Below are 18927 nucleotides of genomic sequence, written 5' to 3'. Positions count from 1 at the left end.
CCCTCATCAACCCGCACCGGCCGGCTCCGTCCGGCGCCGCTCCTGACGAGCGTTCTAGCAAGACGAAGGATTTCATGAAACGTTTCGCCTTTTCCTCTCGCGCCATCCAGGTTTCGGTGGTGGCGCTGGCGCTGGGCGCGCTCGCCGGCTGCGATACGCTGAACGATTATCTGGCTCCTGACCGGGTCAACTACAAGAACACGGGTTCGGCGCCGCCGCTCGCGGTGCCGAGCGACCTGAAGCCGGTGCCGACGACCCAGCAGTTCGTCGCGCCGCCGAGCAATGCCGGTCTCGGCACGCTGCCGCCGCGGGCGACCACGGCCTCCGGCAACGCGACCGACGGTGTCCCGAGCGCGCAGGATCCGCTCGGCATGCATATCGAGCGCGACGGCGATCGCCGCTGGCTCGTCGTGGACGGGCGCACGCCCGAGCAGCTGTGGCCGATCCTGAAGGAGTTCTGGCAGGAAAACGGCTTCTCGCTGAAGACCGACGCGCCGTCGACCGGCATCATGGCCACCGACTGGGCCGAGAACCGCGCGAACATTCCTGACGACTGGTTCCGCCGCACGATCGGCAAGGTCATCGACTTCGCGTATTCGTCGGGCACGCGCGACCGTTTCCGCACGCTCGTGAACCGCACGCCGGACGGCAACACCGACATCTCGATCACGCACAGCGCGATGGAAGAAATGATGGTCGGTCCGCAGGGCGGCACGTCGTCGCGCTGGGAAGAGCGTCCGCGCAACCCGGTGCTCGAGGCCGTGTTCCTGTCGAAGCTGATGCAGAAGTTCGGCCTGAGCGACGCGCAGGCGAAGCAGCTGCTGACCGATGCACGTCCCGCGACGGCGCCGGCGAAGGTCGCTGACACGAGCGGCGGCGCCGCGACGCTGCAGCTGGCGGAATCGTTCGACCGCGCGTGGCTGCGCGTCGGTCTCGCGCTCGACCGTACCAACTTCGCGGTCGACAATCGCGACCGCGAGAAGGGCCTGTACACCGTCCGCTACGCGAACACGATGGAAGAGCTGAAGCGCGACGGGCTGTTCGGCAAGCTGTTCTACGGCGGCCCGTCGGCGGCCAAGCCGGGCAAGGAATACCTGGTCAACGTGCGCGCGCAGGGCAATGGCGGCACGCAGGTCGCGGTGGTCGACGCGAACGGCCAGGTCGACAACTCGTCGGATGCGCAGCGGCTCATTTCGCTGCTGCAGGCCCAGCTGAACTGACCGCGTGCGCTTCGCCAGCCTTGGTAGCGGCAGCGAAGGCAACGCGCTGGTCGTCGAGGTGTCGAGCGGCACGACGACCACCCGCGTGCTGCTCGACTGCGGTTTTTCTGCGAAGGAGGTCGAGCGCCGCCTCGGCCGCCTGAATCTCGGCATCGACGATCTCGATGCGATCCTCATCACCCACGAACACAGCGACCACGTCGGCAGCGCGCTGACGCTCGCGCGGCGCGGGTCGCTGCCGCTCTACATGAGCTGGGGCACGGCGCGCGCAGTAGGCGCGGACGAGGCCGATGTCGATCTCCACGTGTTGTGGGGCGACGAGACGGCCGCGATACGCGATCTGGCCGTGATGCCCTATACGGTGCCCCACGACGCGCGGGAACCGCTCCAGTTCGTCTTCATGGATGGCTGTCGCCGGCTCGGCGTGCTGACCGACGTCGGCATGGCCACGCCGCACATCACGACCGTCCTGAGCGGCTGTGACGCGCTGGTGCTCGAATCCAACCACGATACCGCGATGCTCGCCGGGAGCCGCTATCCGCAGTCGCTGAAGGCGCGGATCGGCGGCAATCATGGTCACCTGAGCAACGACGCCGCCGCCGGCATCCTCGCATCGCTCGAACGCAGTCGCCTCCAGCATCTGGTCGCGGCGCACCTGAGCCAGCAGAACAACCGGCCCGAGCTGGCCCGCCAGGCGTTTGCCGGCGTGCTGGGAACGGACGGGGAGGACGTGGTCGTGGCCACGCAGGACGCGGGCTTCGACTGGCTGACGCTCGGTTGAGCGGGCGCAGAGCGGCGCGGGAAGGGGCGGGCGGCGGCTTGGCCTGCTTGCCTGCCGGGTGCGATGCGCGAAACCGACAGACGTAAAAAAACCGGCCCGAAGGGCCGGTTTTTTTTCAGCTGATGCTGAGGCTTACTGGCTTGCGCCCGAAGCCGGAGCAGCCGTCGCTGCCGAAGCAGCCGACGCCACAGCAGCAGCTGCGTCGCTCGCAGCAGCCGTTGCCGACGAAGCAGCAGCCGAAGCGTCGCTCGCAGCACCAGCAACTGCCGAAGCAGCCGACGAAGCAGCAGCCGATGCGTCGCTAGCAGCCGACGAAGCAGCTTGATCAGCGCTCTTGTTGCAAGCAGCCAGTGCAACAGCAGCCAACAGGGAAGCTACGAGGAGGGATTTCTTCATGATCACGTCCTTTTATGGTTAAAGGTAAGCAACAGCGCGAAACAATACCGGTAATGTGCTCCAACACCGACCTGGGCCGCTGGTGGAGACGCACTTCTAGAGCGTGAATCTTCCCTACGGCTTGGGCGGAAATTATATGCACTTTCCTATCGACCGTCGACAAATGCGGGGTCAATACGTTGTCTTTCCCATACAGAATTTGATCTGCACGGGCATACGGGGCGGCCCACTAAATCCGGTATCCGACCCGCAGCCAGCCCGCACAATACCATTCGTGCAGCAAGGCTGTCATCGAGGGAGCCCGGGATAGTGTTACAAACCGTTTCGCCTCCATGTGGCGGAGATTGGCCAGTTCGGGCAGCCATTCGCCGGCTTGCTCGAGCGGTTGTTCCTCGCCATTAATGAAGTACGATCGCGCGTTATACATCAATGCGGCGCGTCTGTCGAGATGCACGCCCCGGCGCGATGCCTGCGCGACGAACGCGGCCTCGGACAGCGGCCGCGCCGGCGGCTCGAATACGACGTTCGATTTGGGCTCGCTCAGGTAGCAGCCGAGGAATTCGGCGACGTCGCGCTTGCGCCAGCGGATTGCCTCGACGATCTCGGCGACGCGCTCGACCATCGCCGGCGGCAGTTGCGCGGGGGTGTCGACGGCCGGCTGCTTGGGGTCGCGGTAGAGCGCGTCGCCGCGCTCGTCGCGCAGGCCGCCGCGTTCCGCGAGGTAGTACAGGAATTGCGCGCCCAGCTCCCCGGCGGACGGCGCCCGAAAGCCGATCGAGCAGGTCATGCATTCGCCCTCCGCTACGCCGTCGTGCGCGATGTGCGGCGGCAGGTACAGCATGTCGCCCGGCTCGAGCACCCATTCGTCGCTCGGCTCGAAATGCTCGAGGATCTTCAGCGGCACGTCCGGCTGCAGCGACAGGTCCTTCTGCGCACCGATGCGCCAGCGGCGCCGGCCTTCGACCTGCAGCAGGAATACGTCGTACGAGTCGAAGTGCGGGCCGACGCCGCCGCCGTCCGTCGCGTACGAAATCATCAGGTCGTCGAGACGCGCGTCCGGGATGAAGCGGAAGCGGTCGAGCAGCGCGCGCGCCGCGTCGACGTGCAGGTCGAGCCCCTGCACGAGCAGGGACCAGGATTTGCGCGAGATGGCCGGCAGCGCGCCCGGCTCGAACGGGCCGTGCGCAAGTTGCCACTTGTTACGAAAATGGGTGATCAGCCGCGATTCGGCGTCATAGTCGGCTGCCAGCTCGAACAATGCGTCGCGCGTGACCGGCGGCTTCACGCCGGGGATCGCCTGGCGGATCAGCAGCGGCTTTTTCTGCCAGTAGCGGCGCATGAATTGCGCCGGCGAGAGGCCGCCGAGCAGCGGCGTGGGAAGATCGGAAGGCGGCGCGCCGAGCGGGGCGTCAGCGGCATCCCGCGGTTCGGCTTGAGACCGGTTGCGCATCGTATAATGAGACTTGTATTTGGGAGAATTGGATGAAAATCGCAAAAAACACCGTCGTGTCGGTCGCTTACAAGCTGTCGGATGCGCAAGGCAATCTGATCGAGGAAAGCGACGAGCCGATGGTTTATCTGCACGGCGGCTATGATGGCACGTTCCCCAAGATCGAGGAACAGCTCGACGGCCAGGAGCCCGGTTACCAGGCGCAGGTTCAGCTCGAGCCGCAGGACGCGTTCGGCGACTACGATCCCGAACTCGTGAAGATCGAGCCGCGCGATCGTTTTCCCGAGCCGATCGAAGTGGGCATGCAGTTCGAAGGCACGCCGGAAGACGGCGACGAGGAAGTGGATTCGCTGATCTACACGGTCACCGACATCGCCGAAGACAAGGTCGTGCTCGACGGCAACCACCCGCTCGCGGGCATGGCGCTGCGTTTCGCGCTCACGGTCAAGGACGTTCGCGAAGCGACCGAGGACGAGATCGAGCATGAGCACGCGCACGGCGCGGAAGGCCTCGAAATCGTCGACGAGGACGAAGACGAGGACGGCGACGCACCGTCAGGGCGCACCCTGCACTGAACTGGCGGGCAGGCCGGGCGCCGGCCCCGAGGCAGGGGGCGGCGCGGGCCACGAGGCGCCGCCCGGCGTCGTGCCGTCGCCCTGCAGCGGCGGCGCGACCGACGACGAGTCGGGCAGGGCCGGCAAGGCCGGGATCTCCGGCATCTGCGGCAGCGGGACCTCGTCGCGCGGCACGACCGGCAGCGCGGGCGGGGTTGGCAGATTCTTCGGCACGTCCTGCAGGCTCACGTTGAAGATCGTCTGCCGTGCCGGCGACACGTTGACCTTCACCCACTGATTCGCCGGCTGACGCGGTCCGATCGCGACACGCGTCACATTTCCCACCAGCACACCGTCGTCCGCATGCAGCGGGCGATCGATCAGGAAACCATTCGCAAGCGGCTCGCTGCTCGCGTGCATCACCAGAATCGGGCCGCGGAATGTCGCCGCCGCCTTCACCAGCGTTCGTTTCAGTTCACGGAAGCCGTCGCGCACGCGCGGCCGGTTGAAACGCAACCACGCAAAGCGTTCGGTCCGCTCGTAGCGATCGAACTGCGGATCGCCTTCGAACATCACCACCATGGCGCGCGCTTCGCGCCGCTTCGCGTATTCGGCCGCGTGGTCGATCCAGAAGCCGTTCGCGACGATGCGGTCCTCGAATTCGCCGTTGCGGCCGCCGGCCGTCAGATAGTGGTTGTTCGGCGCCGGTGCGTTCAGCGCGACGTAGACGACGTCGTCATGCATCCAGCGCGCGTTTTCGCGATACGGCCGGAACCGCGCGACTTCACTTTCGCGGGTGATCTGCAGCGCGCCGGCGTCGGGCAGCGCGGCGTCCGCCAGCAGCGTCTGGCGCAGGAAGTCCAGGCGTTCGACCGGATCGTAGCTGCCGCCGGCCGCCGTGTTGCACGTTGCCCAGTCGTCGTGGCCGGGAATGAACACGAGCGGCACGCGCGATGCGTCCAGGATCGCGCCGCGCTGCGTGTACAGCGTGTCGCGGCACGCTTCCTTCGCACCCTTGAGGTCGCCCGCATAGACGACGAAGGCCAGATTGCGCTCGCGCGCGATCGATTCGAACAGCCGCTGCGCGGCCGGCTCGTCGGCCGGCGCGTTGATGACGCCCGACACGATCGCGAACGAGTAGGGGGCGGCGGCACGCTTGGGCGGCGCCGCGAGCGTGCTCACCTGCACGAGCGCGAGCGTCGCCGCGATCAGTGCGGCTGCGGCGGCGCGGGCCGGCCGGCCCGACGGGAGGCGTTTACGCGTGCCCGTCGACATCGTGCGAGCGGACGAGCGTGCGCAGTTCGTACAGCAGGTCGAGCGCCTCGCGCGGCTTGAGGTCGTCGGGATCGATGTCGCGCAGCTTTTCGAGTGCCGGATGCGGGGCGTCGGCCGGCGCCGGCGCATCCGCGCACGCGAGCTCCTCGGCCGCGGCGGGCGGCGCGCTGAACAGGTCGAGCTGCGGCGTGTGCTGGGCGGCCGACTGCTGTTCGAGATACGCGAGATGCTTGCGCGCGGCGCGGATCACCGGCGCCGGTACGCCCGCGAGTTGCGCGACCTGCAGCCCGTAGCTCTGGTTCGCCGGGCCTTCGTTGACCGCGTGCAGGAACACGATGCCGTGGCCGTGCTCGACGGCCGACAGATGGACGTTGGCCGCTTGCGGGAATTCGGCCGGCAGCTGCGTCAGCTCGAAGTAGTGCGTCGCGAACAGCGTGTAGCAGCCGTTTTGCGCGAGCAGGTGACGCGCGATGGCCCATGCGAGCGCGAGGCCGTCGAACGTCGACGTGCCGCGGCCGATTTCGTCCATCAGCACGAGGCTCTGCGGTGTCGCGTCGTTCAGGATCGCCGCGGCTTCGGTCATCTCGACCATGAAGGTGGAGCGTCCGCCGGCGAGATCGTCGGCCGCGCCGATCCGTGTGAAGATCCGGTCGATCGGGCCGAAGCAGGCCGATTTCGCGGGCACGTAGCTGCCGACGTACGCCATCAGCGCAATCAGCGCCGTCTGCCGCATGAAGGTCGACTTACCGCCCATGTTCGGGCCGGTGATCAGCAGCAGCTTGCGCTCGGCGCCGAACCGGCAGTCGTTCGCGATGAACTGCTCGACCTGCGCTTCCACGACCGGGTGGCGACCCTGTTCGATCTCGATGCCGATTTCGTCGGTGAAGGCAGGCGCGACCCAGTCGAGCGTGCGGGCGCGCTCGGCGAACGCGGCGAGCACGTCGAGCTCCGCGAGCGCCGACGCGACGCGCTGGCACTCCGGAATGAACGGCAGCAGCGCCTGCAGCACGCCGTCGTACAGCGCGCGCTCGCGGGCCAGCGCGCGTTCCTGCGCGGACAGCGCCTTGTCCTCGAAGGTCTTCAGTTCGGGTGTGATGTAGCGCTCGGCGTTCTTCAGCGTCTGGCGGCGGCGATAGTCGTCGGGCACCTTGTCAGTCTGGCCGCGCGTGACCTCGATGTAGAAGCCGTGCACCTTGTTGTATTCGACGCGAAGGTTCGCGATGCCCGTGCGGGTGCGCTCGCGCGCCTCGAGATCGATCAGGAACTGCCCGCAGTTCTCGGAGATGTCGCGCAGTTCGTCGAGCTCCGCGTCGTAGCCGCGCGCGATCACGCCGCCGTCGCGCACCATCGCGGCCGGCTCGGGGGCGATCGCGCTGGTCAGCAGGTCGAGGCATTCGGCGGGCGGCGCGAGCGCCGCGTCGACGCGGGCAAGCGCATCCGCGTTCGCGACGATCGCGCTGATGCGCTCGCGCAGCGCGGGCAGCGCGGCGAACGTGTCGCGCAGGCTCGACAGGTCGCGCGGCCGCGCGGACAGCAGCGCGAGCCGCCCGGTGATCCGTTCGACGTCGGCGATCTGGCGCAGCGCGCTGCGCAGTGCGTCGAGGCTCGCGTTCGCCGGTGCGTCGAGCAGTGCGCCGATCGCTTGCTGGCGCGATTGCGCGGCGACCGACGCGCGCGGCGGATGATGCAGCCAGTGACGCAGCAGGCGGCTGCCCATCGTCGTGCAGCAGGTGTCCAGCAGCGAGTACAGCGTCGGCGATTCGGTGCCGCGCAGCGTTTCGGTCAACTCGAGGTTGCGGCGCGTCGCCGGATCGAGCCCGATGTATTCGGTTTCGTTCTCGACCTTCAGGCTGCGCACGTGACGCAATTGCTGACCCTGTGTGGCGGCCGCGTACAGCAGCAGTGCGCCGGCGGCTCCGCATGCGCTCGTCAGCGAATGCGCGCCGAAGCCGTCGAGGCCCGCGACGTCGAGCTGGTCGCACAGGCGCTGCGTGCCCGATGCGATATCGAAGTGCCATGCCGGCACGCGTTTGATCGCGCCGGCGCCCGCGGGCACGGCGTCGGTCGCGCCGTCCGCCGTCAGGATTTCGGCTGGCCGGATGCGTTCGAGCGCGGCGCCGAGCTGGTCGGGTTCGATCTCGGCGAGCCGCAGTGCGCCGCTCGCGAGGTTCAGCCACGCGAGGCCGATGTTGACCGCGACGCCGCGCTTGTTGTGGCCCGTGCACATCGCGAGCAGGTAGACGTCGTTCTTGTCGGACAGCAGTGCCGCGTCGGTCAGCGTGCCGGGCGTGACGACGCGCACGACCTTGCGCTCGACTGGCCCCTTCGACGTGGCGGGGTCGCCGATCTGCTCGCAGATTGCGACCGATTCGCCCATCTTCACGAGCTTCGCCAGATACTGTTCGACCGCGTGATGCGGGACGCCGGCCATCTTGATCGGCGTCCCGGCCGAGGCGCCGCGTTGCGTGAGGGTCAGGTCGAGCAGGCGCGCGGCTTTCTCCGCATCCTCGAAGAACAGCTCGTAGAAGTCGCCCATCCGGTAGAAGACGAGCGTGTCGGGGTGATCGGCCTTGATGCGCAGGTACTGCTGCATCATCGGAGTATGGCCGGCGAAGGCTTCGGGCGACAGCGTGGTCATAGGTCAGGCAGGAAGTTGTTGCTTTGGTTGCCCGAGTTTACCAGTCGCTTCCATGTGCACGCGCGAAGTTCGCCGTTCGGCTAGTTGCCGGCGACGAGGGGGGTAGTTCCGCGCAGGCAATTTCCGCTTCTCGGCGTCGGCATCGAGATTGTGGATCATCTCAATACGGGGCCGTTGACCGTAAGCGGGACGTCGGTCGTCCATGCACCGACCGGATTGATGGCCGATATCGGTCATTCGATCTCGTGCGGTGCAGCTGACTGCCGTCACTTTGCAGGTGCGGCCGTCGGTCGGATGCTCATGTGACTCGCAAGAGCCGCGTCGGCCACCCTCCTCAAACGTTGTCCATGCGCCAACGACGCGGCGTAATACCGGTCACGCGCGTGAATGTTCTCGTGAAGTGGCTCTGGTCGGCGAAGCCGCATGCATCCGAGATCATTTGCAGCGGCATCGACGATGTGCGCATGTACATCATTGCGCGTTCGATGCGCTGATTGATCAGCCAGCGATGGGGCGGTAACCCGGTGGTCTGATGAAAGGCCTTGACGAAGTGGCCACGAGACAGGCCGCACGCTTTCGCCACATCGGCGATCGAGATGTTGCCGGTAAGGTGTTCGAGCAGAAAGCCTTTCGCCACGCGCTCCTGCCACGCCGTGAGTTTGCCGGTCGACTTCTCCCGCCGCTCGCCGATGCCGCCGTACAGACGCGCGACATGCGTCTGGAAGGCGAGCGCGACGTGGTCGACGAACAGCTGGGATGCGTGCTCGGGCCGCGCCAGGGCGGGGAGCAGGGCTTGGCCCAGGCGATGGATGACCGGATCCGTCGCACTCAAATGCGGCGGCAAGTAAAGCTGGGGCCGCTGCCTGCCACCGATTTCATCGACTGTCTCCTCCAGCGTTCGGCGCGGGAGGTGAAAATGGATGCAGTCGAACGCCCCCTTCAGGTCGGAAACCCAGCTGCGATCGAGGTCGTGAATCGTGACGGTCCCTGCGTCATAGGGGACGAAACAAGCAACACGTCCGTCAAGCCACAATTCCTGTTCGCCGAACGCGCGCAATTGCAACACGATGAGATCGGCGTCTTCAAGTTCGTATGGCGCGGTTCGGCCAATATTTCTACGAGATGTCTGCAGTCGGCTGATGCCGACCTGGGCGTGCGGCAGCGTCTGCGTGACCACGCTTTGCCTGAGGTCGGCCGGCATGAAATCAGATGACACGTTGTCCGACTGTGCGGCGGTCATGGATTCGTGGAAACGTGGAGAATTCGGCCGCGGAGTATACCAAAGCGAAATTTGGCCTGGCATCGGCCGTGTTCGGCACATTGACCACTAATGGCCGCGGCGCATCGCAAAGAGGGGGTAGCTTCGCGTGGCGAACCTTGTCAGGCAGGGCGCAGATACTGCTGGATCACCCGGCGCACGGACCTTCGTGCGCCGGGCCTGACGGGCAATATCAGGACGCGTGCGCCGACATCAGATCGAGCGCCACCGCCTGCGCGACCTCGATACCGTCGATGGCTGCCGAATAGATGCCGCCGGCATACCCGGCGCCTTCACCGGCCGGATACAACCCTTCGACGTTCACGCTCTGGTAATTGTCCTTGCGCCGGATCCGGATCGGCGACGACGTGCGCGTTTCCACGCCGGTGAGCACCGCGTCGTGCATCGCGAAGCCGGCGATCTTCTTGTCGATCTGCGGCAGCGCTTCACGAATGGCTTCGATCACGTAGTCGGGCAGCGCGGTGCTGAGGTCGGTCGGGCGCACGCCCGGCTTGTACGACGGCACCACGGAACCGAGCGACGTCGACGGCCGTCCTGCGATGAAATCGCCGACCAGCTGGCCCGGCGCGCTGTAATCGCCGCCGCCGAGTTCGAACGCGCGTTCTTCCCACTTGCGCTGGAACGCGATGCCCGCGAGCGGGCCGCCCGGATAGTCCTCCGGCGTGATGCCGACGACGATGCCCGCGTTCGCGTTGCGCTCGGCGCGCGAATACTGGCTCATGCCGTTGGTGACCACGCGGCCCGGCTCGGAGGTCGCCGCGACCACCGTGCCGCCGGGGCACATGCAGAAGCTGTAGACCGCGCGTCCGTTGCTGCAGTGATGAACCACCTTGTAGTCGGCCGCGCCGAGCTGCTTGTGGCCCGCGAACTTGCCGAAGCGGCTGCGATCGATCAGCCCCTGCGGATGTTCGATCCGGAAACCCAGCGAGAACGGCTTCGCTTCGACATACACACCGCGATCGTGCAGCATCTGGAACGTGTCGCGTGCGCTGTGGCCCACGGCCAGCACCACGTGATCGCACCGGAGCGTTTCGCCGTTCGACAGCGTCAGCGAGCGCACCTTGCCCTGATCGATCTCGATGTCCTCGACCCGGGTTTCGAAGCGCACTTCACCGCCCAGTTCGTGGATGGTCGCGCGCATCTTTTCCACCATGCTGACGAGGCGGAACGTGCCGATGTGCGGCCGGCTCAGATAGAGGATGTCCTCCGGCGCGCCGGCCTTGACGAATTCGTCGAGCACCTTGCGGCCGTAGTGATGGGGATCCTTGATCTGGCTGTACAGCTTGCCGTCGGAAAACGTCCCGGCCCCGCCTTCGCCGAACTGCACGTTGGACTCGGGATTGAGGACGCTCTTGCGCCACAGGCCGAAGGTGTCCTTGGTGCGCTCGCGCACGGCCTTGCCGCGTTCGAGGATGATGGGGCGGAAACCCATCTGCGCGAGGATCAGCCCCGCAAACAGGCCGCACGGCCCCATGCCGATGACGACCGGGCGCAGGAAGTTGCCGTGCTCGGGCGCCTTCGTGACGAAGTGGTACGCCATGTCGGGCGTCACGCCGCAATGCGGCGTGCCGGCGAGTCGCGGAAGCACGGCCGCTTCGTCCTTGACCTCGACATCGACGATGTACGTGAGCTTGATGTCGGAGCGCTTGCGCGCATCGTGCGCACGGCGGAACACCGTGTAACGGAGGAGCCCGTCTGCCGCCACGCCAAGCTCCGCGAGGCGCGCGCGAATCGCGGCTTCGAGGGCGCTCTCGGGGTGGTCGAGCGGGAGTTTAAGTTCGCTTAGCCGTAACATGAATATTCGGATACGGTCGCCACGAAGTCGTGGCGGTGTTGAGACGGGCGCGGGCGCGGCGCGGATTTACTCCGCTGCCGGATGCATGTAGCTGTAGCGGTTCAGGATCGGGATCATCTGCGCGTAGATCTTCGGATTCGCCGCGACGATCTCATGACGATGCAGGAAATCGGCGTCGCCCGTGTAGTTGCCGACGAGGCCGCCGGCTTCGGTGATCAGCAGGCTGCCCGCCGCCATGTCCCACACGTTGATGCCTTGCTCGAAGAACGCGTCGAGACGGCCGGCCGCGACGTTCGCGAGATCGAGTGCGGCCGCGCCCGGGCGGCGCAGCCCCGTGCAGGCCTGCGTCATTTCGGTGAACAGGCGCGCGTAGGCGTCGAGGCCGTCCTTCTCGCGGAACGGGAAGCCCGTGCCGACCAGCGCGTCCGCCAGGCGGTCGCGGCGGCCGACGCGGATGCGGCGGTCGTTCAGGTACGCGCCGCGGCCGCGGGTGGCCGTGAACAGGTCGTTCTTGTTCGGATCGTAGACGACGGCCTGCGTGACGACGCCCTTGTGCTCGAGCGCAATCGATACGCAGTAATAAGGGAAGCCGTGGATGAAGTTGGTCGTGCCGTCGAGCGGATCGATGATCCACTTGAATTCGGATTCGTTCTCCGATTCGCCCGATTCTTCCGCGAGGATCGCGTGGTCGGGGTAGGCGGTCTTCAGCGTCTCGATGATCGCCTCTTCGGCGGCCTTGTCCACTTCGGTGACGAAGTCGTTCTGCTGCTTCTTGCGGATCTCGATCAGGTCGAGGTCGAGGGAGGCACGGTTGATGATCTGTCCGGCGCGGCGCGCAGCCTTGACAGCGATGTTGAGCATGGGATGCATGAGCCTGGATCCTGTAGCCGGCGGCACGGGCCGCCACGAAGTGGAACACACCGCCCGGAACGGCGCAAAACGTGCCGGGCGAGATGAGACGCGAATTGACAAAGAGCAGGGTACGACCCGCGTCGCACGGGGCGCGGCGCGTAAACGCATGATTTTAGCCGATTTTCGGGAGTTTCAGGTGACCGGGATGCGGGGAAACCCCACTGGCCGTCCGGACGAGTGGGTTTGCCGGGGCGATGGCGATACCATACTGCCATTCTGACGAACCGAGTCGTATGTAGTGGAAACCCCGCAGAACCCCGCCGTGCCGTCCGAATCGGGCGCGGCTTCGTCCCCGCCGCTGTCCGGCGGCTTCACTTCCACCCGTTTCGTGCTCGTCGAGCCGAGCCATCCCGGCAATGTCGGGGCGGCCGCCCGCGCGCTGAAAACGATGGGTTTCTCCAGGCTCGTCCTGGTCGCGCCGCGCGTGCCGCACGTGCAGAGCGACCCCGAGGCGATCGCGATGGCGAGCGGCGCGGACGACGTCCTCGCGTCCGCGCACGTCGTGCCCACGCTCGGCGACGCGCTGTCCGGCGTCCACTGGTCGATCGCGCTGACCGCGCGCACGCGCGAATACGGACCGCCGCGCCTTGCGCCGCGCGCGGCCGCCGAACAGGCGCACACGCAGGTCGGCACCGGCGACATCGCGCTCGTGTTCGGCAACGAACGCACGGGCCTCGCGAACGAGCACGTCGAGCAGTGCAGCGCGCTCGCGCATATCCCGGCGAATCCGGCCTACAGTTCGCTGAACCTCGCGCAGGCCGTGCAGGTGCTCGCGTATGAACTGCGTGTCGCGTTCCTGGAGCAGGGGAGCGAGTCGCCGCGCGACGCGCAGCCCGAGGTCGGCACGCTCGCGCAGAGCGACGAGATCGAGCGGATGTACGCGCACCTCGAGAATGCGCTGGTCGCGCTCGATTTTCTCGACCCGCGCAACCCGAAGAAGCTGATGCCGCGGCTGCGGCGCCTGTTCGCGCGCACCGGCCTCGAGCGCGAGGAGGTCAACATCCTGCGCGGCATCGCGAAGCACATCCTGCTGAAGTCCGGCACGCCCGAAGGCGACGCGTAAGCGGCCGAAGTACGCCGCGGCCGGGCGCTCATGCGTTCGGCGGATGCGCTCCGCCTGCAGCCGGCGTGTCGCATCGGCCGCCGCGACGGGGGTGCCCGGTCCGTGCCCGGCCACCGGATGACCGCATGACGCGCATAACCGCGTTACCTGGCCACGATGGGCGTCCCGCGCGAATACCCGCGCCGCTGACGGGGTGAACGCGCGACGCTGTGCGGCCGCGGGCGAGTGGCCCTACAATCGCCGGACATCATAAGCAAATTACCCGGCGCGATAACGACCGGCCGTTGCCGGCGGGCGTGCCGGCCTTTTCCCCAGCCCAGACCCGATCATGTTCACCAGACTGCGCGAAGACGTTGCGACGATTCGCGAGCGGGATCCCGCCGCTCGCAGTGCCTGGGAAGTGCTGACCTGTTATCCGGGGCTGCACGCGCTCGTGCTGCATCGCTTCGCGCATGCGTGCTGGCGCGCGAAGCGCTACTGGCTCGCACGCTTCGCGTCGCAGGCCGGGCGTTTCCTGACGGGTATCGAGATCCACCCGGGCGCGACGATCGGCCGGCGCGTGTTCATCGATCACGGGATGGGTGTCGTGATCGGCGAAACCGCGATCGTCGGCGACGACTGCACGATCTATCAGGGCGTGACGCTCGGCGGCACGTCGCTCACGCGCGGCGCGAAGCGCCATCCGACGCTCGAGGCCGGCGTGATCGTCGGTGCGGGCGCGAAAGTGCTCGGCGGTTTCACCGTCGGCGCGGGCGCGAAGATCGGTTCGAACGCGGTCGTCGTGAAGCCGGTGCCGGCAGGCGGCACCGCGGTCGGCAATCCGGCGCGCATCGTGATGCCGGCGCAACCGAAGCCGCAGCCCGAGCGCGCCGCGTTCTGCGCGTACGGGATCACGCCGAACGCGGACGACCCGATGTCGCTCGCGATTCACGGCCTGATCGACCACGCGGCGAAGGAAAGCCGGCGCGTCGACGAAATCGTCGCGGCGCTCGAGCAGCTCGGCACGCATCTGGAAACGCTGCAGGGCGCGGACGCGGCGCGTCTCGATCTGCGCAGGCTGTCGGCGGTGCTGGAAGGCAAGGCGGTCGAGCGCCAGGCGTAACGCGGCGCGTGCCGGCGGCCGCCGGCAGCTGCGGCCGTGTCGCTCGCGTCAGTCGAGCGGCATCGCGTGGATGCCTTCGGCGTCGACGCGCAGATAGCCGCCGCGCGGCATGCCGTGGTCGAGATCCCAGTCGGGCAGTACCCAGCGAATCCCGCCCGGTTCGAGGTGGCGCGCGGGGCGATGCGTGTGGCCGTGAATGATCACGCTCGCACGGCTCTTCCGGAACAGCGCGGCGATGCCTTCACGCGTGACATCGTAGATCGCCGAAGCGGGGCGCATCCGGCCCGCTTCGCTGTTCGAACGCATCCGTTGCGCGAGCGCGCGGCGCCAGCGGAACGGCCACGCGAGAAACAGCGCCTGCGCGACGCCATTGCGGGCAAACCGCCGAAATATCTGATAGCCGCGATCGGCCGTGCATTGCGCGTCGCCGTGGGTGAGCACGATGCGCTGGCCGAACGACGTGATCAGCGCCGGGTCGCGCAGCAGCATCGCGCCGGCCGCCTTCATGAAGCGCCGGCCGAGCAGGAAATCGCGATTGCCGTGCATCACGTAAAGCGCGATCCCGCGCTCCGAGAACGTATGCATCAGCGCGGCCATGCGTGCCGCGAACGGATCGTGGTCGAGCACGTCGTCGCCGATCCAGTATTCGAACAGGTCGCCGAGGATGAACACCGAGTCGGCGCTGTCGGCCGTGTATTTCACGAAATGCTCGAACGCGGCGACCGTCTTCGGAATCGCCTCGCTCAGGTGCAGATCGGAGAGAAACAGGAACGGGCGTGCGGCTTGCGCGTATTCGCGCTCGCCCGGCACGCCCGCGGAGACGCTTCGCGGCGGACTCTCCTGCAACATCGAAGTGCCTCCGTAACGGCTGTGGGTCAGACCACCACGGCCTTTTCGATCACGACGTCGTCGGTCGGGACGTCCTGGTGGAAGCCCGCGTTGCCCGTCTTGACGCCCTTGATCTTGTCGACCACATCCTGGCCTTCGACAACCTTGCCGAACACAGCGTAACCCCAGCCCTGCGGCGTCGGCGACGAGTGGTTCAGGAAATCGTTGTCGTTCACGTTGATGAAGAACTGGGCGGTCGCCGAGTGCGGATCGTTCGTGCGCGCCATCGCGATCGTGTAGTTGTCGTTCTTCAGGCCGTTGTTCGCTTCGTTGTCGATCGGCGCGTCGGTCGGCTTCTGCTTCAGGCCCGGCTCGAAGCCGCCGCCTTGAATCATGAAGCCGTTGATCACACGGTGGAACACCGTGCCGTCATAGTGGCCCTTCTTCACGTAGTTGAGGAAGTTCTCGACCGTCTTCGGTGCCTTCGCGGCGTCCAGCTCGAGCTTGATCACGCCGTGGTTCGTGTGCAGTTCAACCATGATGAATTCCTTCGGTGAGGCGGTTTAAATGGCACGCGGCCGGTCGTGCGACGCGGCCGCGTGTGGCGCCGGACGTGCCGGCAGGTGCTTATTTCGAAACGATGCTGGCCGATTCGATCAGGACCGGCTGGGCCGGCACGTCCTGCATCGGGCCGCGCGAGGTCGTCGCCACGCCTTCGATCTTCTTCACGACGTCGAGGCCCGACACGACCTTGCCGAACACCGCATAGCCGTTGCCGTCCGGGTTCGGGTAGTCGAGGCCGCTGTTGTCGACCGTGTTGATGAAGAACTGCGCGGTGGCCGAGTTCGGATCGCTGGTACGCGCCATCGCGATCGTGCCCGTCAGGTTCTTCAGACCATTGCGGCTTTCCAGCGGGATCGGCGCGCGGGTCGGCTTCTCCTCGAAGTTGGTCTTGTAGCCGCCGCCCTGGATCATGAAGCCCTTGATCACGCGATGGAAGATCGTGCCGTTGTACTGGCCGGCCTTCACGTAGTCGAGGAAGTTGGCGACCGTCTTCGGCGCCTTCTCCGGGTAGAGCTCGACACGGATGTCGCCCTGGGAGGTCTTCAGCTGCACGACGGGGTGCGCGGTGGCCGATTGCGCGAACGCGGGCGCGGTCGCGAGAAGGGCGGCGCCGCCAAGCGCCAGCAACAGACGTTTCATTGCGATCCTCAGGTTGGGAGGGAGGGGAGGTTGCGCCGCTTACTGCGACGGCGCGACGTACGGCGCTGCCAGCGCACCGGACGGACCGTTGAACTGGAACGTCGGCGACATCGGCAGCGTGGTGGTGCTCACGTTTGCGGCGGCGCGATCGGTGTATGCGCGCGTGGCCGGCGTGACGCCGCGCGCGTTGGCGGCCGGCTTCGGCGGCGACACGATCTTCTGCAGGTCGGCGAGGCGCTGTGCGGTCGCGCCGCTCGTGCGGCCGAGCGCTTGCGCGCGCTTGTACGATTCGGCTGCGAGGCGCAGATAGAGGTCGCCGAGGTTCTCGTACGCGAGCGAGTAGCTCGGGTTCGATTGCGTCGCGGTGACGAGCGCGCTGCGCGCTTCGTCGTAGCGGCCGTGCTTCGCGTAGAGCGCCGCGAGGTTGTTGTACGGTTCGGGCAGTTCGGGGTAGGCCTGCGTGATCGCGACGAACTGCTGGATCGCGTCGTCGTCGCGGTTCAGGCGGGCGAGCACGGTGCCGCGCTTGAACTGCGCCTGCACGTCGTGCGGATTCGCCGCGATGCGCGCGTCGAGTTGCGCGAGCGCCTGTTTCCATTGCTTGCCGGAGATCGACGCGTCGATTTCGGGCGTGCCGTCGGCGGTGGCCGGGGCCTTCTGCGCATGCGCCGCGGGGGCCGCGAACAGCGTCAGTGCGACGCCCATGACGGCGGTCGCAACGAGGGTCGCAGCGCTCGGCGCGCGGCCGCGATGAGGTTTCATAGGCGTAAATCGGAATGTTATACTCCGAGCCATTCTAACAAAACGTCTGCGCGTTCCGGCGAGCGGCAGACAGTCTTTCTTTGCCTCTCGTGGCCGTCACCGCTGTGCTTGCAGCCTGACCGCCCCATGTGATATCGAGGACGCGCGGCGGCGAGCCGCAGCAGGTGGTCCGTCCGTTTCGCATGCTGGGCGAGCTTCGCCAGGGCGGTTTCCTTCGGCTCACGGTTCATCTCTATGGAATCACTGCGCATCTACAACACGCTCGCGCGTGACAAGCAAGTTTTCGTGCCGCGCCAGTCAGGCGAAGTGCGGATGTACGTATGCGGGATTACCGTCTACGACTATTGTCACGTGGGCCACGCGCGCATGCTGGTCGTATTCGACCTCGTCCAGCGCTGGCTGCGTGCGATCGGCTATCGGGTCACGTACGTGCGCAACATCACCGACATCGAGGACAAGATCATCCGCCGCGCGGTCGAGAACGGCGAGACGATCAAGTCGCTGACCGACCGGTTCATCGGCGCGATGCACGAGGATGAGGCGGCGCTCGGCATCCAGCGTCCGGACATCGAGCCGCGCGCGACGCAGTTCATTCCGCAGATGCTCGGGATGATCGAGAAGCTCGAGGCGAACGGCTACGCGTACCAGGCGAGCGACGGCGACGTCAACTATTCGGTGCGCAAGTTCGCGAACTACGGGAAGCTGTCGGGCAAGTCGCTCGACGACCTGCGCGCGGGCGAGCGCGTTGCCGCAAACGATGCGAAGCAGGATCCGCTCGACTTCGTGCTGTGGAAGCGCGCGAAGGAGGACGAGCCCGACGGTGCGTCGTGGGCATCGAAGTACGGGATGGGCCGGCCGGGCTGGCACATCGAATGCTCGGCGATGGGCTGCACGCTGCTCGGCGAGCATTTCGACATCCACGGCGGCGGGCAGGATCTGCAATTCCCGCACCACGAGAACGAGATCGCGCAGAGCGAAGGCGCGACCGGCCAGACGTTCGTCAACTACTGGATGCACAACGGCTTCGTGCAGGTCGACAACGAGAAGATGTCGAAATCGCTCGGCAACTTCTTCACGATCCGCGAAGTGCTCGAACGGTACGACGCCGAGGTCATGCGCTTCTTCATCGTGCGCACGCACTACCGGTCGCCGCTCAACTACAGCGACGTGCATCTCGACGACGCGCGCGCGTCGCTCACGCGCCTGTACACGGCGCTGAAGGATGTCGAGCCCGACACGCTCGCGCTCGACTGGAACGAGCCGCACGCGCAGCGTTTCGCGGCTGCGATGAACGACGACATCAACACGCCGGTCGCGGTGGCGACGCTGTTCGAACTGGCGGGTGAAGTCAATCGCACGCGCGATGCATCGCTCGCGCGGCAACTGAAACAACTGGCGGGCCTCCTGGGCCTGCTCGGCCGCGAACCGCGCGCGTTCCTGCAGCAGGGCACCGGTGCCGCGCAGGCGGGCGGGCTCGCAGCCGACGAAATCGAAGCGAAGATCGCCGCGCGTGTCGCGGCGAAGCAAGCGAAGGACTATGCCGAAGCGGACCGGATTCGGGCGGAACTGCTCGACGCCGGTATCGCACTTGAAGACAAACCGGGCGGATCGACCGAATGGCGTCGCGTATGAGCGCGATGCGTTCCACTGACCGATCCGTCAGGTAGGA

At 66.7% G+C, this 18927-nt stretch carries 19 protein-coding genes; 8 read left to right on the top strand and 11 right to left on the bottom strand.

Annotated features, from left to right (window positions below):
* Positions 1–74 precede the first annotated feature (74 nt).
* The 3 genes from bamC to DIE17_RS37550 all read left to right on the top strand — a co-directional run bounded on the left by bamC (position 75) and on the right by DIE17_RS37550 (position 2306).
* On the top strand, positions 75–1220 hold the full coding sequence (gene bamC, locus DIE17_RS26305) for an outer membrane protein assembly factor BamC (protein WP_044847990.1): 1146 nt from the start codon (positions 75–77) through the stop codon (positions 1218–1220).
* Positions 1221–1224: 4 nt separating this feature from the next.
* Positions 1225–2001 carry an MBL fold metallo-hydrolase gene (locus DIE17_RS26300; RefSeq protein WP_124488293.1) on the top strand — a complete coding sequence of 259 codons (777 nt, stop codon included), beginning with the start codon at positions 1225–1227 and terminating at the stop codon, positions 1999–2001.
* A gap of 122 nt (positions 2002–2123) precedes the next feature.
* On the top strand, positions 2124–2306 hold the full coding sequence (locus DIE17_RS37550; RefSeq protein ID WP_185500420.1) for a hypothetical protein: 183 nt from the start codon (positions 2124–2126) through the stop codon (positions 2304–2306).
* 20 nt (positions 2307–2326) lie between these two features.
* On the opposite strand, the gene DIE17_RS38445 is transcribed toward DIE17_RS37550, so the two are convergent.
* Together DIE17_RS38445 and DIE17_RS26285 are read right to left on the bottom strand one after the other, a co-directional pair.
* The gene (locus DIE17_RS38445; protein WP_011657350.1) at positions 2327–2572 is read right to left on the bottom strand and encodes a hypothetical protein; all 246 of its coding nucleotides are present in this window, start codon (positions 2570–2572) and stop codon (positions 2327–2329) included.
* A gap of 54 nt (positions 2573–2626) precedes the next feature.
* Positions 2627–3847, bottom strand: coding sequence for a cupin domain-containing protein (locus tag DIE17_RS26285; RefSeq protein ID WP_124488292.1), 1221 nt, complete (start codon positions 3845–3847; stop codon positions 2627–2629).
* A 32-nt stretch (positions 3848–3879) separates the two neighbouring features.
* Between DIE17_RS26285 and DIE17_RS26280 the strand changes: the two genes are divergently transcribed.
* Entirely contained in the window at positions 3880–4422 is a 543-nt protein-coding gene (locus tag DIE17_RS26280; RefSeq protein ID WP_044847987.1) for a peptidylprolyl isomerase, read from the top strand.
* On the opposite strand, the gene DIE17_RS26275 is transcribed toward DIE17_RS26280, so the two are convergent.
* The 5 genes from DIE17_RS26275 to DIE17_RS26255 all read right to left on the bottom strand — a co-directional run bounded on the left by DIE17_RS26275 (position 4402) and on the right by DIE17_RS26255 (position 12258).
* Positions 4402–5676, bottom strand: a complete 1275-nt coding sequence (locus DIE17_RS26275; protein ID WP_124522125.1) for a hypothetical protein — start codon at positions 5674–5676, stop codon at positions 4402–4404. The two genes, DIE17_RS26280 and DIE17_RS26275, sit on opposite strands and share 21 nt — an antisense overlap.
* Positions 5657–8314: a DNA mismatch repair protein MutS gene (gene mutS / locus DIE17_RS26270; RefSeq protein WP_124522123.1), complete on the bottom strand. Its 2658-nt coding sequence runs from the start codon at positions 8312–8314 to the stop codon at positions 5657–5659. Before mutS ends, DIE17_RS26275 begins: the two co-directional genes overlap by 20 nt.
* Before the next feature lie 334 nt (positions 8315–8648).
* Positions 8649–9554: an AraC family transcriptional regulator gene (locus DIE17_RS26265; RefSeq protein WP_124522121.1), complete on the bottom strand. Its 906-nt coding sequence runs from the start codon at positions 9552–9554 to the stop codon at positions 8649–8651.
* Positions 9555–9765: 211 nt separating this feature from the next.
* A complete protein-coding gene (locus tag DIE17_RS26260; protein WP_124522119.1) occupies positions 9766–11388 on the bottom strand; it encodes an NAD(P)/FAD-dependent oxidoreductase in 1623 nt (540 codons plus the stop codon).
* Between the two features lie 66 nt (positions 11389–11454).
* Positions 11455–12258 carry an inositol monophosphatase family protein gene (locus DIE17_RS26255; RefSeq protein ID WP_044847980.1) on the bottom strand — a complete coding sequence of 268 codons (804 nt, stop codon included), beginning with the start codon at positions 12256–12258 and terminating at the stop codon, positions 11455–11457.
* Here DIE17_RS26255 and DIE17_RS26250 point away from each other — a divergent pair.
* From DIE17_RS26250 to cysE, 3 genes are all read left to right on the top strand, one after another.
* Positions 12257–12520 carry a hypothetical protein gene (locus DIE17_RS26250; protein WP_124522117.1) on the top strand — a complete coding sequence of 88 codons (264 nt, stop codon included), beginning with the start codon at positions 12257–12259 and terminating at the stop codon, positions 12518–12520. The two genes, DIE17_RS26255 and DIE17_RS26250, sit on opposite strands and share 2 nt — an antisense overlap.
* 18 nt (positions 12521–12538) lie before the next feature.
* Positions 12539–13363 (top strand): RNA methyltransferase, encoded by an 825-nt coding sequence (locus DIE17_RS26245; RefSeq protein ID WP_124522115.1) that lies wholly within the window; start codon positions 12539–12541, stop codon positions 13361–13363.
* Positions 13364–13691: 328 nt separating this feature from the next.
* Complete coding sequence (gene cysE / locus DIE17_RS26240; protein WP_044847978.1) at positions 13692–14465, top strand: serine O-acetyltransferase; 774 nt, start codon at positions 13692–13694, stop codon at positions 14463–14465.
* Positions 14466–14513: 48 nt separating this feature from the next.
* Here cysE and DIE17_RS26235 read toward each other — a convergent pair whose 3' ends face one another.
* The 4 genes from DIE17_RS26235 to DIE17_RS26220 all read right to left on the bottom strand — a co-directional run bounded on the left by DIE17_RS26235 (position 14514) and on the right by DIE17_RS26220 (position 17258).
* A complete protein-coding gene (locus tag DIE17_RS26235) occupies positions 14514–15314 on the bottom strand; it encodes a UDP-2,3-diacylglucosamine diphosphatase (protein ID WP_044847977.1) in 801 nt (266 codons plus the stop codon).
* Positions 15315–15340: 26 nt separating this feature from the next.
* Positions 15341–15832 (bottom strand): peptidylprolyl isomerase, encoded by a 492-nt coding sequence (locus DIE17_RS26230; protein ID WP_006483987.1) that lies wholly within the window; start codon positions 15830–15832, stop codon positions 15341–15343.
* An 88-nt stretch (positions 15833–15920) separates the two neighbouring features.
* A complete protein-coding gene (locus DIE17_RS26225) occupies positions 15921–16496 on the bottom strand; it encodes a peptidylprolyl isomerase (protein WP_012364186.1) in 576 nt (191 codons plus the stop codon).
* Positions 16497–16535: 39 nt separating this feature from the next.
* A complete protein-coding gene (locus tag DIE17_RS26220; protein WP_185500418.1) occupies positions 16536–17258 on the bottom strand; it encodes a tetratricopeptide repeat protein in 723 nt (240 codons plus the stop codon).
* A 234-nt stretch (positions 17259–17492) separates the two neighbouring features.
* Here DIE17_RS26220 and cysS point away from each other — a divergent pair, with 234 nt between their 5' ends.
* Entirely contained in the window at positions 17493–18890 is a 1398-nt protein-coding gene (cysS, locus tag DIE17_RS26210; protein WP_044847975.1) for a cysteine--tRNA ligase, read from the top strand.
* Positions 18891–18927 lie beyond the last annotated feature (37 nt).

This window comes from Burkholderia sp. Bp9099 (assembly GCF_003857805.1).
In the GTDB taxonomy this organism is placed as follows: Bacteria; Pseudomonadota; Gammaproteobacteria; order Burkholderiales; family Burkholderiaceae; genus Burkholderia.
Note: the sequence above shows the minus strand (reverse complement) of the source record. Positions and strands in the feature narration are given on the sequence as shown.

Excerpts from the sequence above, each read along its gene's own strand:
- mutS (WP_124522123.1), bottom strand. The coding sequence starts at position 8,314 with ATGACCACGCTGTCGCCCGAAGCCTTCGCCGGCCATACTCCGATGATG.
- DIE17_RS26265 (WP_124522121.1), bottom strand. The coding sequence starts at position 9,554 with ATGACCGCCGCACAGTCGGACAACGTGTCATCTGATTTCATGCCGGCC.
- DIE17_RS26250 (WP_124522117.1), top strand. The coding sequence starts at position 12,257 with ATGAGCCTGGATCCTGTAGCCGGCGGCACGGGCCGCCACGAAGTGGAA.
- DIE17_RS26225 (WP_012364186.1), bottom strand. The coding sequence starts at position 16,496 with ATGAAACGTCTGTTGCTGGCGCTTGGCGGCGCCGCCCTTCTCGCGACC.
- DIE17_RS26285 (WP_124488292.1), bottom strand. The coding sequence starts at position 3,847 with ATGCGCAACCGGTCTCAAGCCGAACCGCGGGATGCCGCTGACGCCCCG.
- DIE17_RS26275 (WP_124522125.1), bottom strand. The coding sequence starts at position 5,676 with ATGTCGACGGGCACGCGTAAACGCCTCCCGTCGGGCCGGCCGGCCCGC.
- DIE17_RS26220 (WP_185500418.1), bottom strand. The coding sequence starts at position 17,258 with ATGAAACCTCATCGCGGCCGCGCGCCGAGCGCTGCGACCCTCGTTGCG.
- cysS (WP_044847975.1), top strand. The coding sequence starts at position 17,493 with ATGGAATCACTGCGCATCTACAACACGCTCGCGCGTGACAAGCAAGTT.
- cysE (WP_044847978.1), top strand. The coding sequence starts at position 13,692 with ATGTTCACCAGACTGCGCGAAGACGTTGCGACGATTCGCGAGCGGGAT.
- bamC (WP_044847990.1), top strand. The coding sequence starts at position 75 with ATGAAACGTTTCGCCTTTTCCTCTCGCGCCATCCAGGTTTCGGTGGTG.
- DIE17_RS26255 (WP_044847980.1), bottom strand. The coding sequence starts at position 12,258 with ATGCATCCCATGCTCAACATCGCTGTCAAGGCTGCGCGCCGCGCCGGA.
- DIE17_RS26230 (WP_006483987.1), bottom strand. The coding sequence starts at position 15,832 with ATGGTTGAACTGCACACGAACCACGGCGTGATCAAGCTCGAGCTGGAC.
- DIE17_RS26235 (WP_044847977.1), bottom strand. The coding sequence starts at position 15,314 with ATGTTGCAGGAGAGTCCGCCGCGAAGCGTCTCCGCGGGCGTGCCGGGC.
- DIE17_RS26280 (WP_044847987.1), top strand. The coding sequence starts at position 3,880 with ATGAAAATCGCAAAAAACACCGTCGTGTCGGTCGCTTACAAGCTGTCG.
- DIE17_RS37550 (WP_185500420.1), top strand. The coding sequence starts at position 2,124 with ATGCTGAGGCTTACTGGCTTGCGCCCGAAGCCGGAGCAGCCGTCGCTG.
- DIE17_RS26260 (WP_124522119.1), bottom strand. The coding sequence starts at position 11,388 with ATGTTACGGCTAAGCGAACTTAAACTCCCGCTCGACCACCCCGAGAGC.